Source organism: Mycobacterium sp. BMJ-28 (assembly GCF_054404835.1).
Genome location: NZ_CM136783.1, coordinates 2724812 through 2744129, shown reverse-complemented (window position 1 = coordinate 2744129; position 19318 = coordinate 2724812). Strand labels below are relative to the sequence as shown.

Here is a 19318-nt window from a genome sequence, read left to right as displayed (position 1 = left end):
CGGCGTTCATCAGGCCTACGGTGGAAAGACCATGACAATGACGAGACGCCGCTTCGCCCTGGGCACCGGTGCGCTTGCTGCGACCGTTGCCGCGGCTGGTTGCGCGTACTCCACGGCCGCACCGATGCCCGATTTCCCGGTCACCCATACCGACGCGCAATGGCGAGAGCTTCTGAGCGCCGACCAATTCGACGTCTTGCGCCGAGCCGGCACCGAAACGCCCTACAGCAGCCCGCTCGATCACGAACTGCGCCGCGGTACCTATACCTGCGCGGGGTGCACGTCGGCTCTGTTCAGCTCGGACAACAAGTTCGACAGCGGAACCGGATGGCCGAGCTTCTGGAAACCGCTGAACGGCGCTCTGTTCGAGCGGACCGACGGCACGCTGGGAATGCCCCGGACCGAGGTGTTGTGCCGGCACTGCGGTGGGCATCTCGGGCACGTTTTCGACGACGGGCCGCAGCCGACGGGTCTGCGCTACTGCATGAACGGTGTCGCCATGAACTTCCGGGCGCTATAGCGCGCGCGGGTGCGCGCCTGCCCACACCTCGCGCAGCGCGTTGACGGTGACCAGCGTGTAGATCTGGGTGGTGGTCACCGACGAGTGCCCGAGCAGTTCCTGCACGACGCGCACGTCGGCCCCGCCCTCGAGCAGGTGCGTGGCGAACGAGTGCCGCATGGTGTGCGGTGACACCGCGGCGGTGATACCTGCATGTTCGGCCGCGTCCTGGAGCACCTGCCAGGCGCTCTGGCGGGACAGCCGGCCGCCACGGGCGTTGAGGAAGATCGCGGGCGTCCCCTTGCCGCGGCGCGCCAGCTCCGGACGGGCCCGCACCAGGTAGGTGTCCAGGGCTCCGACCGCCGGCCGCCCGATCGGCACCAGGCGCTGCTTGCCGCCTTTGCCGCGCAGCAATACCGAGCGTGAGGTGGTGTCGACGTCGTCGACGTCCAGGCCGACGGCCTCGGAGATGCGGGCGCCGGTGGAATAGAGCACCTCCAGCAGCGCGCGGTTACGCAGGCTCAGCGGTCCGTCGGAATCGCGGTCTCCCCCGGCGGACTCCAGCAGCGCCAGCACCTCGTCGACGGTCAGGCTCTTGGGCAGCCTGCGCGAGGGTGTGGCCGGCTTCACCTCACGCGCGACGTCCACCTCGATGATGCCTTCGGCCGTCAGGAATTTGTGCAGACCACGCACGGCGACCAGCGCACGGGCCGCCGACACCGCCGACAGCGCGACCGCCCCGGTATCCGGGTCGCCTTTGCGCAGCGCCACCAGGAACTCGCTGACATCGGTCTCGCAGACGTCGCGCAGATCGGTGATTGCGCGGGCGGTGAGGAATTCGGTGTAGCGGCGCAGGTCACGCCGGTACGAGCTGGTGGTGTTGGCTGCCACACCGCGCTCGATGACCAGGTGATCGAGGTAGCCCCGCACCTGCTGCTCGACCGCGCCGACAGCCGTGGTCACGAATGGCCCTGCCGGGCGGCGAAGGCGCGCGGCCGGTCAGGCCACGGCGCGTCCACGGTGCGCAGGGTGGACCGGTCCGACACGGTGTGGGCGGCCAGGATTCCGGCCACCGCAATCGAATTGACGATCTCACCGCCGAGCACCCGCCGCACGGCGGTCTCCAGCGGCACCCATTCCAACCGCAGGTCGGCCTCCTCGTCGTGCGCCTCGGGCCGGTCCACCGTGCTCAGCCCGGTGGCCAGGAAGACGCGCACGCTTTCGTCGGTGAAACCCGGCGTCGAGTCGATGTCGACCAGCACGGCCCAGTGTTGCGCGGTCAGGCCGGCTTCCTCCTCGAGTTCGCGGGCAGCGGTGACCTCGGGGCGCTCACCACCGAGGTCGAGCAGCCCGGCCGGCAGTTCCCACAGCCGGCGGCCGATCGGATGGCGGTACTGGTAGACCAGCGCGACGTTGCCGTCCTCGTCGAGCGCCACGACGGCCACCGCACCGTAGTGTTCCAGCACCTCGCGGCGCGCGGTGTTCCCGCCCGGCATCCGCACCTCGTCGGCGCGCAGCGCGAAGATCTTTCCGACGTAGACGGTTTCGGATGCCAGCGTGTCGAACTGGTGGTCAGCCACGGTGAGCGGGTTCGGCGTGTTCGGCCACCAACTCTTCCAAGGGCAGTCGTTCGCCCGCCTTGTACTGCAGTGCCGCGCCGATGAAGGCGGCGAACAACGGGTGCGGACGGGTGGGCCGGCTCTTCAGCTCGGGGTGGGCCTGGGTGCCGACCAGGAACGGGTGCACCTCGCGGTCGTACTCGACGAATTCGACCAGATGACCGTCCGGGGAGGTGCCGGAGAACTTCAGGCCGCTTTCGGCGATGCGATCCCGGTAGGCGTTGTTCACCTCGTACCGGTGCCGGTGCCGTTCGGAGACCTCGGTGGCTTCGTAGGCCTGCGCGACGATCGAATCCGGTTGCAGCACGGCCGGGTACGCGCCCAGGCGCATGGTGCCGCCCAGGTCCGCCTCACCGGCGACCGCGTCCAGCTGGTCGGCCATGGTGGAGATCACCGGATCCGGGGTGTCCGGATCGAACTCCGAGGAGCTCGCCTCGGTCAGACCCACCGACCGGGCCGCCTCGATGACTATGCACTGCAATCCCAAGCACAGGCCGAGCACCGGCACGGCGCGCTTGCGGGCGTACCCGATGGCGCCCAGCTTCCCGTCGATACCGCGGATGCCGAAGCCACCGGGGATCAGCACGCCGTGTACATCGCCGAGCGCGGCGGCCGCGCCGGCCTCGGTCTCGCAGTCATCGGAGGCCACCCAGCGGATCTCGACCTTGGCGCGATGCGCGAAACCACCGGCGCGCAGCGCCTCGGCCACCGACAGATAGGCATCGGACAGGTCGATGTACTTGCCCACCAACGCGATCCGCACCGATTCCTGCGGCTCGTGCACGCGCCGGAGCAGGTCGTTCCACTGTGTCCAGTCGACATCGCGGAACGGCAGGTTCAGCCTGCGTACCACGTAGGCGTCGAGTTCCTCACGGTGCAGCACCTTGGGGATGTCGTAGATGGACGGGGCGTCCGGGGTGGAGATCACCCCGTCGATGTCGACGTCGCACATCAACGCGATCTTGTTCTTCAGTCCCTCCGGGACCTCGCGGTCGCAGCGCAGGATCAGCGCGTCCGGCGAGATACCGATGCTGCGCAGGGCGGCGACGGAGTGCTGGGTGGGCTTGGTCTTCAACTCACCGGAGGGCTTGAGGAACGGGACCAGCGACACGTGCAGGAAGAAGCAGTTGTCCCGGCCCACCTCGTGCCGGACCTGCCGGGCCGCCTCCAGGAACGGCAGCGACTCGATGTCACCGACGGTGCCGCCGATCTCGGTGATGACGATGTCGGGCCGGTTGCCCTTGGCGTCGGGCTCGGCCATGGCCAGGATGCGGCGCTTGATCTCGTCGGTGATGTGCGGAATGACCTGAACGGTGTCGCCGAGATACTCGCCGCGGCGCTCCTTGGCGATCACCGTCGAGTACACCTGACCGGTGGTGACGTTCGCCGAGCCGGACAGGTCGCGGTCCAGGAAGCGCTCGTAGTGTCCGACGTCGAGGTCGGTCTCGGCACCATCCTCGGTGACGAACACCTCGCCGTGCTGGAACGGGTTCATGGTGCCCGGGTCGACGTTGAGGTAGGGGTCCAGCTTCTGCATCGTCACCTGCAGACCGCGTGCGGTGAGCAGCTGCCCGAGACTACTGGCCGTCAGGCCTTTACCGAGTGAGGACGCGACACCACCGCTGACGAAGAGGTGTTTGGTCGCTGTCTGCGGGTGCTTGCGTAACGATGGCAACAACAACCTCCGTGGTGATGGGGCAAGGTAACTGACTGCTACCTGGGGCCTGCCGACCCACGGAATCTCACCTTAACACCGACACCGACAAGCTGTCGCTGGCGCGCCGATGGTCTACGTCACTGGGGCGAGCGAAGCGACGGGTTGTGTCACTGGGGCGAGCGAAGCGACGGGCTATGTCACTGGGGCGAGCGAAGCGACGGGCTATGTCACTGCGGCACGGTCACCGACGATGCGCCCTGCCCGATGCCGAACTGGCCGGGCTTGCCGCCGCGCACCAGATCGGCCAGCGCCAGCACGCTGGTGATGCGGCCGGACTCGGCGTTGACGTCGTCGACGGTGGTCACCGCCGAGGACAGCGCCGTATCGGAGCGGGTCACCGCGACCGCCGCGGTGCCGGTTGCCGAACCGTCCCGGCCGGCCAGCACCGTGCCGGAGCCGTGCGGTGCCAGCGCGGCGGCGAACCGGGCCACGGTCGAGCCTCGGTTGCCGGCGTCGTCGCCGAGATTGCCGCCGGTGACGATCACCGCGGTGTTGGCCGCGCCGATGCGCTCGGCGTCGTAGGAGATGAATCCGGTCTCGCGCAGGGCGGCGAGCACGGTGGCCCGCTGGTCGTCGACCACCGCGGGATCCTTGCCGGCCAGTAGTGCGATGCCGAGCAGATCACCGGCCTGGGAACCCTGGTCCACGGACTTGGTGGATAGCTGGCGACCGGTCGGCAGAATCGGTGAATTCACCACCGAGAGCAGCTTTTCCGAGGAATTCGCGTCCACGAACTGCGGGGTCAGCGTGATGGTCCCGGTCACCGCGGCACCACCCTGGGTGGCCAGCCGGGTCACCGCGTCGACGTCGTCGTCGACGGCATCCGGCGTGCGGAAAATGACCACCGCCTTGCCGCCGAGTGTGTCGCGCAACATGCGCGGAGCCATCAGACTATCGAATTCACCTGCAGCACTGAGCTTTTCATTCAGCGCATTCTTGTCGTCGGTCAGCGCGTTGATCTGGTTGTGCAGGTCGGCCTTGTCCTTGCGCAACCCGGACAGCACGGTATCGGACAGCAGACCCGATCCCAGCACCACCCCGATGGCCAGCGCCAGGAACACCGCCGCCAGTGAAATCGCATGTGAGCGAAGTGAAATCATGGCGCACCCATCGAGTTGAGGTAGGGACTTGCTAGCTGACCAGGCCCTGGGCCCAGAGCAGGAAACGGTTCCAGTAGTCGACCGCCCAGTCCAGCACGACGGCATCGGTACGCGACACCCACAGCGCGACGATCACCGCGACGAGCATCGCCAGCACCAGCATGGCGATGGCGCCGCCGGAGATCCGGCTGCGATACAGGGTGGCCACTGCCTTGGCATCGACCAGCTTCTCCCCCACCTTGAGGCGGGTCAGGAAGGTCGACGGATTGCTCTGCTGGCGGGAGCGGTCGAAGAACTCCTCGATGGTGGCGCTGTGACCGGCGGTGACGATCAGCGCGGCGCCGTGGTGATGGCACAGCAGCAGGGCCAGGTCGGCGGCCGAGCCGGCGGCCGGGAAGGTCATCGCCCCGACGCCGAGGTCCTGGATGCGCTCCAGGCCCGGCGCGTGGCCGTCGGCATCGGCGGGCAGCACCACCTGAGCGCCGCACCGCAGTGCGTCGCTGCTGATGACGGCGGGGTCGCCGACGATGAGCTGCGGCCGGTATCCGGCCTTGCGCAGCACGTCGGCTCCGGTGCCCACGCCGACCAGCACCGGCTGGTACTCCTTGATGAACGGCTTCAGGGCCTTGACATCCTCGGCGGCCGACGGCCCCTCGGCGACGACGACCACATGCCTGCGGTCCATGTCGACATCGATATCGGGGATACCCATACCGTCGATCAGCAACGGACTCTCGCTGCGGATGAACTCGATGGTGTTGCCTGCAAAGGCTTCCAGATGCGCGACCAGCCCGCTCTTGGCTTCCACCATGAGCTCGTGGATCTCCAGGTCATTGCGTTCGGTGCCGTGGGCGAGCCTGCGGTCGCCGGTGTACACGCCGCCGTTGTTGACCCGGACCCGGGCGCCGTCCTTGACCTTCTTGAAGACGTCCGGGCCCACCTCGTCGATCAGCACGATGCCGTTGGCCACCAACACTTCCGGCCCCAAGTTGGGATAGCGGCCGGAGATGGACGGTGAGGCGTTCACGACGGCGGAGACACCCGACTCGACGAGCGCGTCGGCGGTGATCCGGTCCAGATCCAGGGCGTCCAGGACGACGACGTCGCCGGGACCGACGCGACGCAGAAGTCGGTCGATATCGCGATCAACGCGGGCAGTACCGATGACGCCCGGCTTTGAGCTGGCATTACGCGATAGCAGCGCTGACATCTTCATGTGGCCGATTCTGTCGGCCAACCCTCAAGTTGAGGTGGAGGCGCGCCGTAACACCAGCCCCACAAGTTTTGTTTTGTCACTTCTGCAACAGCAGAACGGTCTCAATCGTGCTTCGCCGCGTAGTGCCGCGCGGCCTTGGCGCGGTTCCCACAGGTGGCCATCGAATGCCAGCGCTTGGTGCCGTTTTTCGAGGTGTCGTAGAACCAGAGGATGCACTGCGGATGGGCGCACTGCTTGATGCGTCCCGGCGATTCGGCCAACAGCGTCAACAAGTTATCCGCCGCCAGCCAGCCGGCCCGCCATGCCGGGTCGCGGACCTCCGGTTCGTCCCGTGGCCCCGCCGGGGCGAGCCGGCGCCGGATACATCCGTGGCCGAGCACCTCGTTCAGTTCTTCCGGCGAACCGCCGGTGACGGCGTGCAGAATCGCCTCGCGGGTCTGCAGCAAGGCTTCGCGGGCCTGTGCACCGGCATCGCATCGGTCGGCGAGATCGTTGGTCTGCAACCAGCACCGCACACCCGCGCCATCGACGAGCAGATCCTGCGGACCATCTGCCGACATCCACCGGGTGTTCAGCAGATCCAGCGCGAGGGGTTCACCGACATGCGGGCGCGGATCGTGCATACCTGAGACTAACCACCCTCCCCATAACCATCTAAATCGTTTTTGCCGGTTGACATCGCCGCTCCGCCATTCTAACCTTTGAAGAGCACTACACAGGTTATCGATTCGGAGGAACAGAATGACCACCGCGACCACACCCGGGCATGTCGGGCTCAATGTCACCGACCTGGCGCGCTCGGTGGACTTCTACCGGCGCGCACTGGGATTCGAGCAACTCGGCATCAGCACCGAGGGTGAGCACCGGTACGCCTTCCTGGGATCCGAGGGCACCCTGCGGCTGACGCTCTGGGAGCAGAGCGACGGCCGGTTCTCCACCCAGACCCCCGGCTTGCATCACCTTTCGTTCCAGGTGGACGACATCGCAGCAGTCAGGGCGGTGGAGACGGTGCTCAAGGAACTCGGCGCTCCCTTCGCCTACGACGGCGTGGTGGCGCACGGTGAGGGCGCGGCATCGGGTGGCATCTTCTTCAGCGACCCGGACGGCATCCGGCTCGAGGTGTTCGCGCCCAGCGGGGCGCAGGCCGAACCCGCGCCGAACGGTTCGGCTCCCACCTGTGGTTTCTTCTGAGCCGCCGCGATGACTCTCTATCACCCAGGTGAGGTCACGGTGCAGCAGCGGATGGGCCAGAGCGAGATCGCCCAGCGCGTCGGCCGGATGGTGCACCCCACCATTCCGGGCGCCGCGGCCGACTTCCTGGCCGAGCAGCCGATGATCGTGATCAGCGCGGCGGACGACACGGGCCGGATGTGGACCGGCCTGATCGCCGGCCCACCCGGCTTCGTGTACGCCGACGATGCACGCACCATCGTGGTCGGTGCCCTGCCTGCGCACGGCGACCCACTCGCCGAGATCCTGCGCACTCCGCGCCGGATCGGGATGATCGCCGTCGAGCCGCAGACCCGGCGCCGGATGCGAGTGAACGGGACGGCCGCGCCCCACGACGGTGGTCTGCTGATCCACACCGATCAGGTGTACTCGAACTGCCCGAAGTACATCTCCCGCCGCAGCATCGAGGATGCGCGCCCCGCCGCCGAATCACCCGGCGTCCGGCACGCCGTCGAAATCGACTCGCACACAAGGGAGATCATCACCGCCGCGGACACCTTCTTCATCGGGTCCGCGGACCCTGAAGGTAACGCCGACGCATCCCACCGGGGCGGCAATCCCGGCTTCCTGCAGGTGCTCTCCCCCACCCGGCTGCGCTGGCCGGACTACCGCGGCAATTCGATGTTCATGACGTTGGGCAACATCGAGGCGAACCCCCGGTGCGGGCTGCTGATCCCGGACTGGCAGACCGGGTCGACCATCCAGCTCACCGGTACCGCCGTGATCGACTGGGACCACCGGGGTGACGTCCCCGGTGCCCAGAGCTCGGTCGACTTCACCCTGTCCGAACTGGTCGAACTGACCGCCGCGAGCCCGTTGCGCTGGGGCGCCGCCGAGCTGTCCCCGGCCAACCCGGCCTGACCACTACGGGGTGCTGCGCTCCTGCTGCGCGCCGTCCAACAGCTCGCGCGCATGCGCACGCCCGGTGTCGGTATCGCCGAGGCCGGCCAGCATCCGGGCCAACTCGGCCACCCGGTCGTCCTCCTCCAGGCGCACCACCCGGCTGGACTTCGGCCCGCTCTCCACCACCAGGTGGGTGTCGGCATAGGCGGCCACCTGCGGCAGGTGGGTGACGACGATGACCTGGTGGGTGCGGGCCAGCCGCGCCAGCCGCCGCCCGATCTGCACCGCCGCACGCCCACCCACGCCGGCGTCCACCTCGTCGAACACCATCGTGGTGCCTGCCGCCGAGGCGGCCAGCACCACCTCGAGCGCCAGCATCACCCGGGACAGTTCACCGCCCGACGCGCTCTTGGCCAGTGGAAGCAAATCGGTGCCGCGGTGGGCGGCGAACCCGAACTCGACGGCGTCCGCGCCGTCATGGCCGGCGTGCACGACGGTGCCGTCGGCCAGCGTCAGCGGCGCGGAGTCGTCGGTGCGGGCGGGCAGCGGCGACACCGTGATGCCGAAGTCCGCGCCGGTCATGGCCAGTCCGGCAAGTTCGGCGGTGACGGCCTTGGCCAGACCCTTTGCCGCCTTGGTCCGGGCCTTGGTCAGGTCCGCGGCCACGACGATCAACCGGGCATGCAGTTCCTCGACGCGGGCCCGCAGACCCGACAGCGCCTCCTCCGAGACGTCGAGCTGGGCCAGGCGCTCCCGGGACTCCTTCGCCCAGGCCAGCACCCCGTCGATATCGGCGGCGTACTTGCGCGTCAGACCGCGCAACTGGGCCTGACGGGCCAGCTTGGTCTCCAGAGTGCTTGCATCGCTGGGCAATTCGTCCAGATAGTCACCCAACTCCATGGAGACGTCGCCGATCACCGCCATCGCCTCGGCCAGCCGGTCCCCCAACGTGGTCAACACGGAATCATCGGTGGCCTGCAACGCCGCCCTGGCCTGGGCCACCGCGCCGGCGGCCGAGACGGATTCGCCAGCATCGTCGTCGGGTGCACCGGCCAATGCGGCGCGGGCCACGGCGGCGGCCTCGCGCAGCGCGTCGAGCTCGGAGAGCCGGCGGATATCGGCGACCAGCGCGTCGTCCTCACCGGGTTGCGGTGCCACCTCGTCGATTTCACCGAGGCCGAAGGTCAGCCGGTCGGATTCCAGCGCCAGTTCGCGCGCCCGCTCGGTGCGGTCGATCAGATCCCGGCGGGCCGAGAGCCATTCGTCGCGCACCGCACGGTACTTGGCCAGCGGCGCACTGACATCGGCGAACCGGTCCAGTGCCGCCCGCTGCTCGTCCGGGCGCATCAGCCTGAGCTGATCGTTCTGGCCGTGCAGGGCCAGCAGTTCGTTGGTGAACGAGCTCAGCGATTTCGCGGGCACGCTGCGGCCACCCAGATATGCGCGGGAGGGCCCGTCGCGGCTCACCGACCGCGCGGCGATGACGCTGTCGTCGTCATCGCGTTCGGCGCCGGAGGAATCGAGAATGACGTCGATCCGGTCGATCACGTCGGTCTGCACATCGGCGGTGGTGAACCGCCCCTCGACCACCGCCCGCGCCGCACCGGTGCGTACCCGGTTGGCGTCGGCCCGGGCTCCGCCGAGCAGGTGCAATCCGGTGACCACCATGGTTTTACCGGCCCCGGTCTCACCGGTGAGCACGGTCAGGCCGCGGTCGAATTCAGCGGTCGCGGTGCTGATCGCACCCAGCGACTCGATACGGATCTCGGCGAGCACTACTGGCCGCGCCATCCCGTGACGGGCAGCCGGAACTTGCGCACGAGCCGGTCGCTGAACGGGGCGCTGTCCAGGCGGATCCACTGCAGCGGAGTGCCGCAGCGTGTCACCTCCAGGCGTGCGCCGGCCGGCACCACCATCTCGCGGCGTCCGTCACAGAACACCATCGCGTCGTGTCCCCCACTTTCCACTTCGATGGCGATCGAGGCGTTCGGGCTGGTGACCATCGGCCGGGCGAACAACGCGTGCGCGTTGTTGGGCACCACCAGAATCGCTTCCAGATCCGGCCACAGGATCGGTCCGCCCGCCGAGAAGGCGTAGGCGGTGGATCCGGTCGGGGTGGCCACCAGCACCCCGTCACAGCCGAATGACGACACCGGCCGACCGTCGACCTCGAGGACGACACCGAGCACACCCAACCGCGGGCCTTTCTCCAGACTCGCCTCGTTCAGTGCCCAGCCGCGTTCGGTGATGTCACCGCCCTGACGCACCACCACGTCCAGCGTCATCCGATTCTCCACCCGGTAGTTGCGCTGGATGACGTGGTCCAAGACGGTGTCGAGCAGCTCGGTCTCGGCCTCGGCGAGAAATCCGATGCGGCCCAAGTTGATTCCCAGGACCGGAATCTCCACGTTGCGGGCCAGTTCGGCGGCACGCAGGAACGTCCCGTCACCGCCGAGCGCGAGCACCACCTCGCATCCTTCGGCCGCGCGTTCGTCGGGATCGACGACCTCGATGTCGATGCCGAGGGCACGCATATCGTCGGGATCCAGGTGCAGCGCACCCCGGTCGACGGCCTCGGCGGTGAGCACCCGCAACCCGATGCCGTGGTCGCCCAGCACTTTCTCGACCCGGCGGGCGGCATCGGTGGCCTCCTCGCGGCCGGTGTGGACAACCACCAGGACGGTACGTTCGCAGGTCATTGCGGCCCTTCGTCGATGGCACGCGCAATCGCGCGATCGAGAGCAGCACCGTCGAGCGGGTGCTCAGTGGTCGCCCGCAAGCGCAGGAAGAACTCCACGTTGCCGGACGGCCCCGGTAGCGGGCTGGCCGTGACATCGACCGTATGCCAGCGCAATTCGGCCGCGCGGCGGGCAACTCCGCGCACCGCGTCGGCGCGCAGTGCCGGGTCCGACACCACACCGCCGGCACCGACCCGATCCTTGCCGACCTCGAATTGAGGCTTCACCATGGGCACGATATCCGCATCGGCGGAGGCACAGGCGGTGAGCGCCGGGAGCACGGTGGTCAGCGAGATGAAGGACAGATCCGCGACCACCAGGTCCACGACACCGCCGATCTTCTCCGGCGTGAGCTCACGCACATTGGTGCGCTCCAGCACGCTCACCCGGTCATCCGAGCGCAGCGACCAGGCCAGCTGTCCGTAGCCGACATCGGCGGCGACGACCTGCGCGGCGCCGCGGTCCAGCAGCACCTCGGTGAAACCTCCGGTCGAAGCACCGGCATCCAGGCAGCGCCGGCCCTGCACCGGCACATCGAACGCGTCCAGGGCCCCGATCAATTTGTGCGCCCCGCGCGAAACCCAGGTCTTCTCGTCCGCGGACACCGTCAGCGCGGCACCCACCGACACCGCGGTGGCGGGTTTGACGGCGGGCATGCCGTCGATCCGAACCCGGCCGGCGCCGATGAGTTCGGCGGCCTGCTGGCGCGAGCGGGCCAGCCCGCGCCGCACCAGCTCGGCGTCCACTCGCGCCCGCCGTGTCATCGGCTCAGTTCTCCCGGATCGCTTCGCCGCGGCCCTCCACCGACTCCAGGGCGTGCACCAGCAGTTCGTGGGCCTGTTCCAGGCGCACGGCGACGGCCTCGATATCGGTGGGGTCGACGTCGCCCGCGGCGGCGTCGGGTAGCCCAGACAGCAGCGCGGCGATGTCGGAGCGGATCTGCTCGGGATCGGTACTCATGTCAGGAGATCACGCTAGCCGATCCGGTCAGCTCAGCAGCGACCAGAGTTGCAGTGCCGCCCGGGCGGTGTCGTCGGCGGCGATGACGTCGACCCGCCCGTCGGCCGCGTGACCGGTCCACACGGCGTGCGCCAGGGCCCGCACCACGCTGAGGTCATCACCGGCGTCGGCGCCGGTGGCGCGCACGGTGACCGCATCGCCATCGGTTTCCACCTGCCAGGCTGGGTGCGCGGCGATGCGCAGCGCGTCGCCGTCGTCGTGCAACGACCGTAGATCGGGCGCGACGAAGACCGGCCGCTGGTGCGGCACGGCATGCACCATGTCGACGGCGGAGTTGACCCCGGTGAGCACCATCAGGCTGGGCAGACCCGCCGCGTTGGCGCCCTCGATATCGGTGTCGAGCCGATCGCCGATCACCAGTGGGCTGGCGAAGCCACCGCGAGCCAGGGCGTCGTTGAGCAGGGTGGGTGCCGGCTTGCCCGCGACCTGCGGTACCTGGTCGGTGGCGGTGCGTAGCGCCGCGACCATGGAGCCGTTGCCCGGCAGCAGTCCGCGTTCCGATGGCAGCGTCCGGTCGACGTTGGTGGCCACCCAGATCGCGCCGGCACGGATGGCCAGGCCGGCTTCGGCCAGCTCCGCCCAACCGGTCGCCGGCGAGTGCCCTTGCACGACGGCCACCGGGTGCTCGGCGAAGGTGCGCACGGGCCGCAAGCCGACCCTGTCCACCTCGGCGGCCAGCGAGTCGGTGCCGATGATCAGCACGGCGGCCCCGGCCGGCAGCTGCGCGGCAAGCAACCGCGCCGCGCTCTGCGCGCTGGTGACGACGTCGTCCTCGGCGGCCGAGAAGCCGAGTTCCTGCAGGTGTGCGGCGACCTCCGCGGGCGAGCGGGACGCGTTGTTCGTCACGTACAGCGCGCGCGGGCCGACCGAGGCCAAGGTTTCCACCGCACCGACGGTGGCCTCGTGGCCGCGGAAGACGGTGCCGTCCAGATCCAGGAGCAGGCAGTCGTGCTCCTGTACGAGAGTTCCCATCTCAGGTCAGCTCGGTCAGGCGCTCTTCGGCGTCGGTGACGCCGTCGGCATCGGCGGCCGCGGCGTGGATGAAGCCCTGCACGGCGTCGGCCGTCCGGCCGAGGGCCAGCAGCGTCTCCGCATAGGCGTAGAGCAGCCTGGCCCCGGTCTGGTCGGTCCGGGTCAGATCCAGCGGCGGGCTCGACAACACGGCCAGGGCCTGCTCGTGCTGACCCAGATCGGAGCGAGCGCCGGCCACCACCATGCGCAACTCGTCGGCGTCGTCGCCGGTGAGCTGCTCGGCTTCCGGGGTGCGGGCCAGCTCGATCGCCTTCTCCGGCCTACCGACGCCGCGTTCACAATCGGCGATCAGCGGCAGCAGCGAGGACTTGCTGCCCATCCGACGGGCCGCGCGCAGTTCGGCCAGCGCCTGCGCCCAGTCGCCGCAGTAGTACGCGGCGATACCGACGGCTTCACGAACCGCTGCGATCCGGCCGGATCGGGCCCGGGCCGCGCGGGCATGCTCGAGGGCCGCCGCCGGGTCATCCTCGAGGAGTTCGCCGGCGGCGACCAGATGCCTGGCCACCACGTCCGCCGTGGACTTGTCCAGGGTGATCAGCTCACTGCGGATCTCCGGAGAGAGCTGCTTGGCCTCGATCTCCTTCGGGATCGCGGGACCGGCAGGCCGGGTACCGTCCCCGTCTGCTGAATCCCGTGGTTGAACGCGGCGGGCCCGGTCCGGCCCGGAAGTGCGCGGTGCGTTCGGCCGGTCCCGAGAAGTTCGTCCCGGCCCGCCGTCGGTACGGCGCGGACGCCGATCACCGCTGCCATCCTGCCTGTCCTGCGCCACGCTGGCCTTCCTTGGTCGATCCCTGGGTCGTCAACATTTTGCGCCCCGGCAAAGGATAGCCGGGTGCCGGCGAATCGCGACAGTCGCCCGAATTCACGGCGCGATTTCATATAGGCCGCGCAAATAGAATTACCCCCCACGAAAACGTGGGGGGTAATTCTAATGTGTGTTCGGCGGTGTCCTACTTTTCCACCCGTATGGGTAGTATCATCGGCGCTGGTAGGCTTAGCTTCCGGGTTCGGGATGGGTCCGGGCGTTTCCCTGCCGCTATGGCCGCCGTAACTTTATTCACTCTTTTTTGAGTGTCCCCCAACATTGTGGTGTGGGGGAAGTGTGTTTTGGTGGTGGGGTGCGCATCGCTTTGATGTGCTTGTGGTGTGGTTGCGGGCATTGTGTTGTGCGTCTTTTTCTTACACGGTTGTTTTGCTACCCCCGGTGTGGGGGTGTGTGTAAGTTTTCGGCCGGTTAGTGCCAGTTCCCTGAACCTATTGCTAGGTGTACAGGTCTGGTCTATCAATCCCGTGGTCTGCGGGGGGCCTTATCCCACTTAATGGGTGAGAAGCCTGGTCTTGGAGGGGGTTTCCCGCTTAGATGCTTTCAGCGGTTATCCTGTCCGAACGTAGCTATCCAGCCGTGCCCCTGGTGGGACAACTGGTAGACCAGAGGTTCGTCCGTCCCGGTCCTCTCGTACTAGGGACAGGTTTCCTCAAGCTTCTGACGCGCGCGGCGGATAGAGACCGAACTGTCTCACGACGTTCTAAACCCAGCTCGCGTGCCGCTTTAATGGGCGAACAGCCCAACCCTTGGGACCTGCTCCAGCCCCAGGATGCGACGAGCCGACATCGAGGTGCCAAACCATCCCGTCGATATGGACTCTTGGGGAAGATCAGCCTGTTATCCCCGGGGTACCTTTTATCCGTTGAGCGACACCCCTTCCACTCAGAGGTGCCGGATCACTAGTCCCGACTTTCGTCCCTGCTCGACATGTCCGTCTCGCAGTCAAGCTCCCTTGTGCACTTACACTCAACACCTGATTGCCATCCAGGTTGAGGGAACCTTTGGGCGCCTCCGTTACATTTTAGGAGGCAACCGCCCCAGTTAAACTACCCACCAGGCACTGTTCCTGAACCGGATATACGGTTCGAGGTTAGAGGCCCAATACGGTCAGAGTGGTATTTCAACAACGACTCCACAATCACTGGCGTGACCGCTTCACAGTCTCCCACCTATCCTACACAAACCGAACCGAGCACCAATACCAAGTTGTAGTGAAGGTCCCGGGGTCTTTTCGTCCTGCCGCGCGTAACGAGCATCTTTACTCGTAGTGCAATTTCGCCGAGTCTATGGTTGAGACAGTTGAGAAGTCGTTACGCCATTCGTGCAGGTCGGAACTTACCCGACAAGGAATTTCGCTACCTTAGGATGGTTATAGTTACCACCGCCGTTTACTGGGGCTTAAATTCTCCGCTTCACCCCGAAGGGTTAACGGGTCCTCTTAACCTTCCAGCACCGGGCAGGCGTCAGTCCGTATACATCGTCTTGCGACTTCGCACGGACCTGTGTTTTTAGTAAACAGTCGCTTCTCACTGGTTTGTGCCACCCCCCACCGCTGCCCACCGTAAAGGTGATGACAGTAAGGGGTCCCCCTTCTCCCGAAGTTACGGGGGCATTTTGCCGAGTTCCTTAACCATAGTTATCTCGTACGCCTTAGTATTCTCTACCTGACCACCTGTGTTGGTTTGGGGTACGGGCCGTGTGTGAGCTCGCTAGAGGCTTTTCTCGGCAGCATAGGATCACCGAATTCGCCTCAATCGGCTATGCATCACCTCTCGGACTTCATGACACCCGGATTTGCCTAAGTGTCGTCCTACAGGCTTGCCCCAGTATTACCACTGACTGGTACGGCTACCTTCCTGCGTCACCCCATCGCTTGACTACTACCAGAGAAGGTCCCGCGCAGCCCCGCCAATCCTCACACCCGAAGGTGATCGGTAACGACGGTTTTGGGCGGTTAGTACCTCTGATTCATCATGGGCGCGCACACACGGGTACGGGAATATCAACCCGTTGTCCATCGACTACGCCTGTCGGCCTCGCCTTAGGTCCCGACTCACCCTGGGCGGACTGGCCTGCCCCAGGAACCCTTGGTCTTTCGGCGGGCAAGGTTCTCACTTGCCTATTCGCTACTCATGCCTGCATTCTCACTCCCACACCCTCCACAGCTCCATTACCAGGCTGCTTCACTGGGTGCAGGACGCTCCCCTACCCATCGAACAAAGTTCGATGCCGCGGCTTCGGCGGTGTGCTTGAGCCCCGCTACATTATCGGCGCACAATCACTTGACCAGTGAGCTATTACGCACTCTTTCAAGGGTGGCTGCTTCTAAGCCAACCTCCTGGTTGTCTTCGCGACTGCACATCCTTTTCCACTTAGCACACGCTTAGGGGCCTTAGCCGGCGATCTGGGCTGTTTCCCTCTCGACGCACGGAGCTTATCCCCCGCCGTCTCACTGCCACGCTTACACTTACCGGCATTCGGAGTTTGGCTGACGTCAGTAACCTTGTGAGGCCCATCGGCCATCCAGTAGCTCTACCTCCGGCAAGAAACACGCAACGCTGCACCTAAATGCATTTCGGGGAGAACCAGCTATCACGGAGTTTGATTGGCCTTTCACCCCTACCCACAACTCATCCCCTCAGTCTTCAACCTAAGTGGGTTCGGGCCTCCACGCGGTCTTACCCGCGCTTCACCCTGGCCATGGGTAGATCACTCCGCTTCGGGTCCAGAACACACCACTACACCAACCCCTACGGATTGGATACGCCCTATTCAGACTCGCTTTCGCTACGGCTACCCCACACGGGTTAACCTCGCGACATGTCCCTGACTCGCAGGCTCATTCTTCAAAAGGCACGCCATCACCCCACGACAAGTCGAGGGCTCTGACGGATTGTAGGCACACGGTTTCAGGTACTATTTCACTCCCCTCCCGGGGTACTTTTCACCATTCCCTCACGGTACTAATCCGCTATCGGTCATTGGGAAGTATTCAGGCTTACCGGGTGGTCCCGGCAGATTCACAGCAGATTTCACGGGCCCGCTGCTACTCGGGGACAATCTCACAACAGAGCATGCATTTTCGCGTACCGGGCTCTCACCGTCTACGGCAGGCCATCCCAAGACCACTTCCGCTAACACACACTTTTATCACTGTTGCCCCAGTCGGCGGACCGGAGAAGAAACGCCCCACAACCCCGCACACACAACCCCCGCCGGGTATCACATGCATACGGTTTAGCCATCCTCCGCTTTCGCTCGCCACTACTCACGGAATCACTTTTGTTTTCTCTTCCTACGGGTACTGAGATGTTTCACTTCCCCGCGTTCCCCCCCGCACCCTATATATTCAGATGCGGGTAACACGACATCACTCGTGCTGGGTTTCCCCATTCGGACATCCTCGGATCCACGCTCGGTTGGCAGCTCCCCGAGGCATAACGCAGCCTCCCACGTCCTTCATCGGCTCCCAATGCCAAGGCATCCACCATGCGCCCTTAAACACTTACAACACAAAAAAACCAGAATAAAGAAAAAGAAATTGCACATCACAACACACAAAAAAACATGACCACCAACCCCAAAAGGCCAACAGCCACACAATCCTGTGTGCAAGATGCTCGCAACCACTATCCACAAATCAAAGAGCACACCCCACCACCAAAGCGGGGCAACAACAAGCACCCCCAACCCAACGGTCAAGAGCCGACATCCCTTCCTCACAAGGCGAGGACGCCGCGGGGCCTGTTGTCTCAAAGCCCAATAGTGTGTCTGGCAGCCAGGCACCCACAAACGCGGGAAACCCAAAATGTTTGTTGTGCACCAGACCCCCGCCCACTACAGGCGCGAGGCCATCCAACGAATCGCCTGACATCAGCTGATCCCGCAATCTACGGGGCCGGCCAGGTCTCGTGGTGCTCCTTAGAAAGGAGGTGATCCAGCCGCACCTTCCGGTACGGCTACCTTGTTACGACTTCGTCCCAATCGCCGATCCCACCTTCGACGGCTCCCTCCCACAAGGGGTTAGGCCACCGGCTTCGGGTGTTACCGACTTTCATGACGTGACGGGCGGTGTGTACAAGGCCCGGGAACGTATTCACCGCAGCGTTGCTGATCTGCGATTACTAGCGACTCCGACTTCACGGGGTCGAGTTGCAGACCCCGATCCGAACTGAGACCGGCTTTAAAAGGATTCGCTCCACCTCACGGCATCGCAGCCCTTTGTACCGGCCATTGTAGCATGTGTGAAGCCCTGGACATAAGGGGCATGATGACTTGACGTCATCCCCACCTTCCTCCGAGTTGACCCCGGCAGTCTCCTACGAGTCCCCGGCATAACCCGCTGGCAACATAGGACGAGGGTTGCGCTCGTTGCGGGACTTAACCCAACATCTCACGACACGAGCTGACGACAGCCATGCACCACCTGCACACAGACCACAAGGGAATACCTATCTCTAGGCACGTCCTGTGCATGTCAAACCCAGGTAAGGTTCTTCGCGTTGCATCGAATTAATCCACATGCTCCGCCGCTTGTGCGGGCCCCCGTCAATTTCTTTGAGTTTTAGCCTTGCGGCCGTACTCCCCAGGCGGGGTACTTAATGCGTTAGCTACGGCACGGATCCCAAGGAAGGAAACCCACACCTAGTACCCACCGTTTACGGCGTGGACTACCAGGGTATCTAATCCTGTTCGCTCCCCACGCTTTCGCTCCTCAGCGTCAGTTACTGCCCAGAGACCCGCCTTCGCCACCGGTGTTCCTCCTGATATCTGCGCATTCCACCGCTACACCAGGAATTCCAGTCTCCCCTGCAGTACTCAAGTCTGCCCGTATCGCCCGCACGCCCACAGTTAAGCTGTGAGTTTTCACGAACAACGCGACAAACCACCTACGAGCTCTTTACGCCCAGTAATTCCGGACAACGCTCGGACCCTACGTATTACCGCGGCTGCTGGCACGTAGTTGGCCGGTCCTTCTTCTATAGGTACCGTCACTTGCGCTTCGTCCCTATTGAAAGAGGTTTACAACCCGAAGGCCGTCATCCCTCACGCGGCGTCGCTGCATCAGGCTTGCGCCCATTGTGCAATATTCCCCACTGCTGCCTCCCGTAGGAGTCTGGGCCGTATCTCAGTCCCAGTGTGGCCGGTCACCCTCTCAGGCCGGCTACCCGTCGTCGCCTTGGTAGGCCATTACCCCACCAACAAGCTGATAGGCCGCGGGCCCATCCCACACCGCAAAAGCTTTCCACCACAGACCATGAAGCCCGTGATCATATTCGGTATTAGACCCAGTTTCCCAGGCTTATCCCAAAGTGCAGGGCAGATCACCCACGTGTTACTCACCCGTTCGCCACTCGAGCACCCCGAAGGGCCTTTCCGTTCGACTTGCATGTGTTAAGCACGCCGCCAGCGTTCGTCCTGAGCCAGAATCAAACTCTCCAAACAAAAACAACCCAGCACCAAAGCACCAGGTGGAAT

At 65.4% G+C, this 19318-nt stretch carries 15 protein-coding genes and 3 rRNA genes; 3 read left to right on the top strand and 15 right to left on the bottom strand.

Features of this window, described 5'->3' with window-relative positions:
- Positions 1 to 31 precede the first annotated feature (31 nt).
- A complete protein-coding gene (msrB, locus tag ACXPWS_RS13450) occupies positions 32 to 520 on the top strand; it encodes a peptide-methionine (R)-S-oxide reductase MsrB (protein WP_458712892.1) in 489 nt (162 codons plus the stop codon).
- On the opposite strand, the gene xerD is transcribed toward msrB, so the two are convergent.
- The 6 genes from xerD to ACXPWS_RS13420 form a co-directional block, all read right to left on the bottom strand.
- Positions 515 to 1462, bottom strand: coding sequence for a site-specific tyrosine recombinase XerD (gene xerD / locus ACXPWS_RS13445; protein ID WP_458712891.1), 948 nt, complete (start codon positions 1460 to 1462; stop codon positions 515 to 517). The genes msrB and xerD overlap by 6 nt on opposite strands.
- A complete protein-coding gene (locus ACXPWS_RS13440) occupies positions 1459 to 2079 on the bottom strand; it encodes an NUDIX domain-containing protein (RefSeq protein WP_458712890.1) in 621 nt (206 codons plus the stop codon). The genes xerD and ACXPWS_RS13440 overlap by 4 nt, the downstream gene beginning before the upstream one ends.
- A complete protein-coding gene (locus ACXPWS_RS13435; protein WP_458712889.1) occupies positions 2072 to 3793 on the bottom strand; it encodes a CTP synthase in 1722 nt (573 codons plus the stop codon). Before ACXPWS_RS13435 ends, ACXPWS_RS13440 begins: the two co-directional genes overlap by 8 nt.
- Before the next feature lie 209 nt (positions 3794 to 4002).
- A complete protein-coding gene (locus ACXPWS_RS13430; RefSeq protein WP_458712888.1) occupies positions 4003 to 4935 on the bottom strand; it encodes a copper transporter in 933 nt (310 codons plus the stop codon).
- A 31-nt stretch (positions 4936 to 4966) separates the two neighbouring features.
- Positions 4967 to 6151 carry a putative cytokinetic ring protein SteA gene (gene steA / locus ACXPWS_RS13425; RefSeq protein ID WP_458712887.1) on the bottom strand — a complete coding sequence of 395 codons (1185 nt, stop codon included), beginning with the start codon at positions 6149 to 6151 and terminating at the stop codon, positions 4967 to 4969.
- A gap of 101 nt (positions 6152 to 6252) precedes the next feature.
- Positions 6253 to 6774 (bottom strand): CGNR zinc finger domain-containing protein, encoded by a 522-nt coding sequence (locus tag ACXPWS_RS13420; protein ID WP_458712886.1) that lies wholly within the window; start codon positions 6772 to 6774, stop codon positions 6253 to 6255.
- Between the two features lie 118 nt (positions 6775 to 6892).
- On the opposite strand from ACXPWS_RS13420, the gene ACXPWS_RS13415 reads away from it, so the two are divergent.
- On the top strand, positions 6893 to 7342 hold the full coding sequence (locus tag ACXPWS_RS13415; protein ID WP_458712885.1) for a VOC family protein: 450 nt from the start codon (positions 6893 to 6895) through the stop codon (positions 7340 to 7342).
- Between the two features lie 9 nt (positions 7343 to 7351).
- Positions 7352 to 8242, top strand: a complete 891-nt coding sequence (locus ACXPWS_RS13410; protein WP_458712884.1) for a pyridoxamine 5'-phosphate oxidase family protein — start codon at positions 7352 to 7354, stop codon at positions 8240 to 8242.
- 3 nt (positions 8243 to 8245) lie between these two features.
- Here ACXPWS_RS13410 and recN read toward each other — a convergent pair whose 3' ends face one another.
- The 9 genes from recN to ACXPWS_RS13365 all read right to left on the bottom strand — a co-directional run bounded on the left by recN (position 8246) and on the right by ACXPWS_RS13365 (position 19285).
- A complete protein-coding gene (gene recN / locus ACXPWS_RS13405) occupies positions 8246 to 10000 on the bottom strand; it encodes a DNA repair protein RecN (RefSeq protein WP_458713530.1) in 1755 nt (584 codons plus the stop codon).
- The gene (locus tag ACXPWS_RS13400) at positions 10000 to 10923 is read right to left on the bottom strand and encodes an NAD kinase (RefSeq protein WP_458712883.1); all 924 of its coding nucleotides are present in this window, start codon (positions 10921 to 10923) and stop codon (positions 10000 to 10002) included. The genes recN and ACXPWS_RS13400 overlap by 1 nt, the downstream gene beginning before the upstream one ends.
- On the bottom strand, positions 10920 to 11726 hold the full coding sequence (locus ACXPWS_RS13395) for a TlyA family RNA methyltransferase (protein ID WP_458712882.1): 807 nt from the start codon (positions 11724 to 11726) through the stop codon (positions 10920 to 10922). The genes ACXPWS_RS13400 and ACXPWS_RS13395 overlap by 4 nt, the downstream gene beginning before the upstream one ends.
- Positions 11727 to 11730: 4 nt before the next feature.
- On the bottom strand, positions 11731 to 11922 hold the full coding sequence (locus tag ACXPWS_RS13390; protein WP_458712881.1) for a hypothetical protein: 192 nt from the start codon (positions 11920 to 11922) through the stop codon (positions 11731 to 11733).
- A 27-nt stretch (positions 11923 to 11949) separates the two neighbouring features.
- Positions 11950 to 12954 (bottom strand): HAD-IIA family hydrolase, encoded by a 1005-nt coding sequence (locus tag ACXPWS_RS13385; protein WP_458712880.1) that lies wholly within the window; start codon positions 12952 to 12954, stop codon positions 11950 to 11952.
- A 1-nt stretch (position 12955) separates the two neighbouring features.
- Entirely contained in the window at positions 12956 to 13783 is an 828-nt protein-coding gene (locus ACXPWS_RS13380; protein ID WP_458712879.1) for a tetratricopeptide repeat protein, read from the bottom strand.
- Positions 13784 to 13951: 168 nt separating this feature from the next.
- A 5S ribosomal RNA gene (gene rrf / locus ACXPWS_RS13375) occupies positions 13952 to 14064 on the bottom strand.
- A gap of 164 nt (positions 14065 to 14228) precedes the next feature.
- Positions 14229 to 17351 (bottom strand): 23S ribosomal RNA (locus tag ACXPWS_RS13370).
- A 414-nt stretch (positions 17352 to 17765) separates the two neighbouring features.
- A 16S ribosomal RNA gene (locus tag ACXPWS_RS13365) occupies positions 17766 to 19285 on the bottom strand.
- The 16S, 23S and 5S rRNA genes sit together here, the layout of an rRNA operon.
- Positions 19286 to 19318 lie beyond the last annotated feature (33 nt).

What these genes read in the sequence shown, in the direction of transcription:
- msrB (WP_458712892.1), top strand. Translation starts at nt 32, where the DNA reads ATGACAATGACGAGACGCCGCTTCGCCCTGGGCACCGGTGCGCTTGCT.
- ACXPWS_RS13430 (WP_458712888.1), bottom strand. Translation starts at nt 4,935, where the DNA reads ATGATTTCACTTCGCTCACATGCGATTTCACTGGCGGCGGTGTTCCTG.
- steA (WP_458712887.1), bottom strand. Translation starts at nt 6,151, where the DNA reads ATGAAGATGTCAGCGCTGCTATCGCGTAATGCCAGCTCAAAGCCGGGC.
- ACXPWS_RS13420 (WP_458712886.1), bottom strand. Translation starts at nt 6,774, where the DNA reads ATGCACGATCCGCGCCCGCATGTCGGTGAACCCCTCGCGCTGGATCTG.
- ACXPWS_RS13415 (WP_458712885.1), top strand. Translation starts at nt 6,893, where the DNA reads ATGACCACCGCGACCACACCCGGGCATGTCGGGCTCAATGTCACCGAC.
- ACXPWS_RS13410 (WP_458712884.1), top strand. Translation starts at nt 7,352, where the DNA reads ATGACTCTCTATCACCCAGGTGAGGTCACGGTGCAGCAGCGGATGGGC.
- ACXPWS_RS13400 (WP_458712883.1), bottom strand. Translation starts at nt 10,923, where the DNA reads ATGACCTGCGAACGTACCGTCCTGGTGGTTGTCCACACCGGCCGCGAG.
- ACXPWS_RS13395 (WP_458712882.1), bottom strand. Translation starts at nt 11,726, where the DNA reads ATGACACGGCGGGCGCGAGTGGACGCCGAGCTGGTGCGGCGCGGGCTG.
- ACXPWS_RS13390 (WP_458712881.1), bottom strand. Translation starts at nt 11,922, where the DNA reads ATGAGTACCGATCCCGAGCAGATCCGCTCCGACATCGCCGCGCTGCTG.
- ACXPWS_RS13385 (WP_458712880.1), bottom strand. Translation starts at nt 12,954, where the DNA reads ATGGGAACTCTCGTACAGGAGCACGACTGCCTGCTCCTGGATCTGGAC.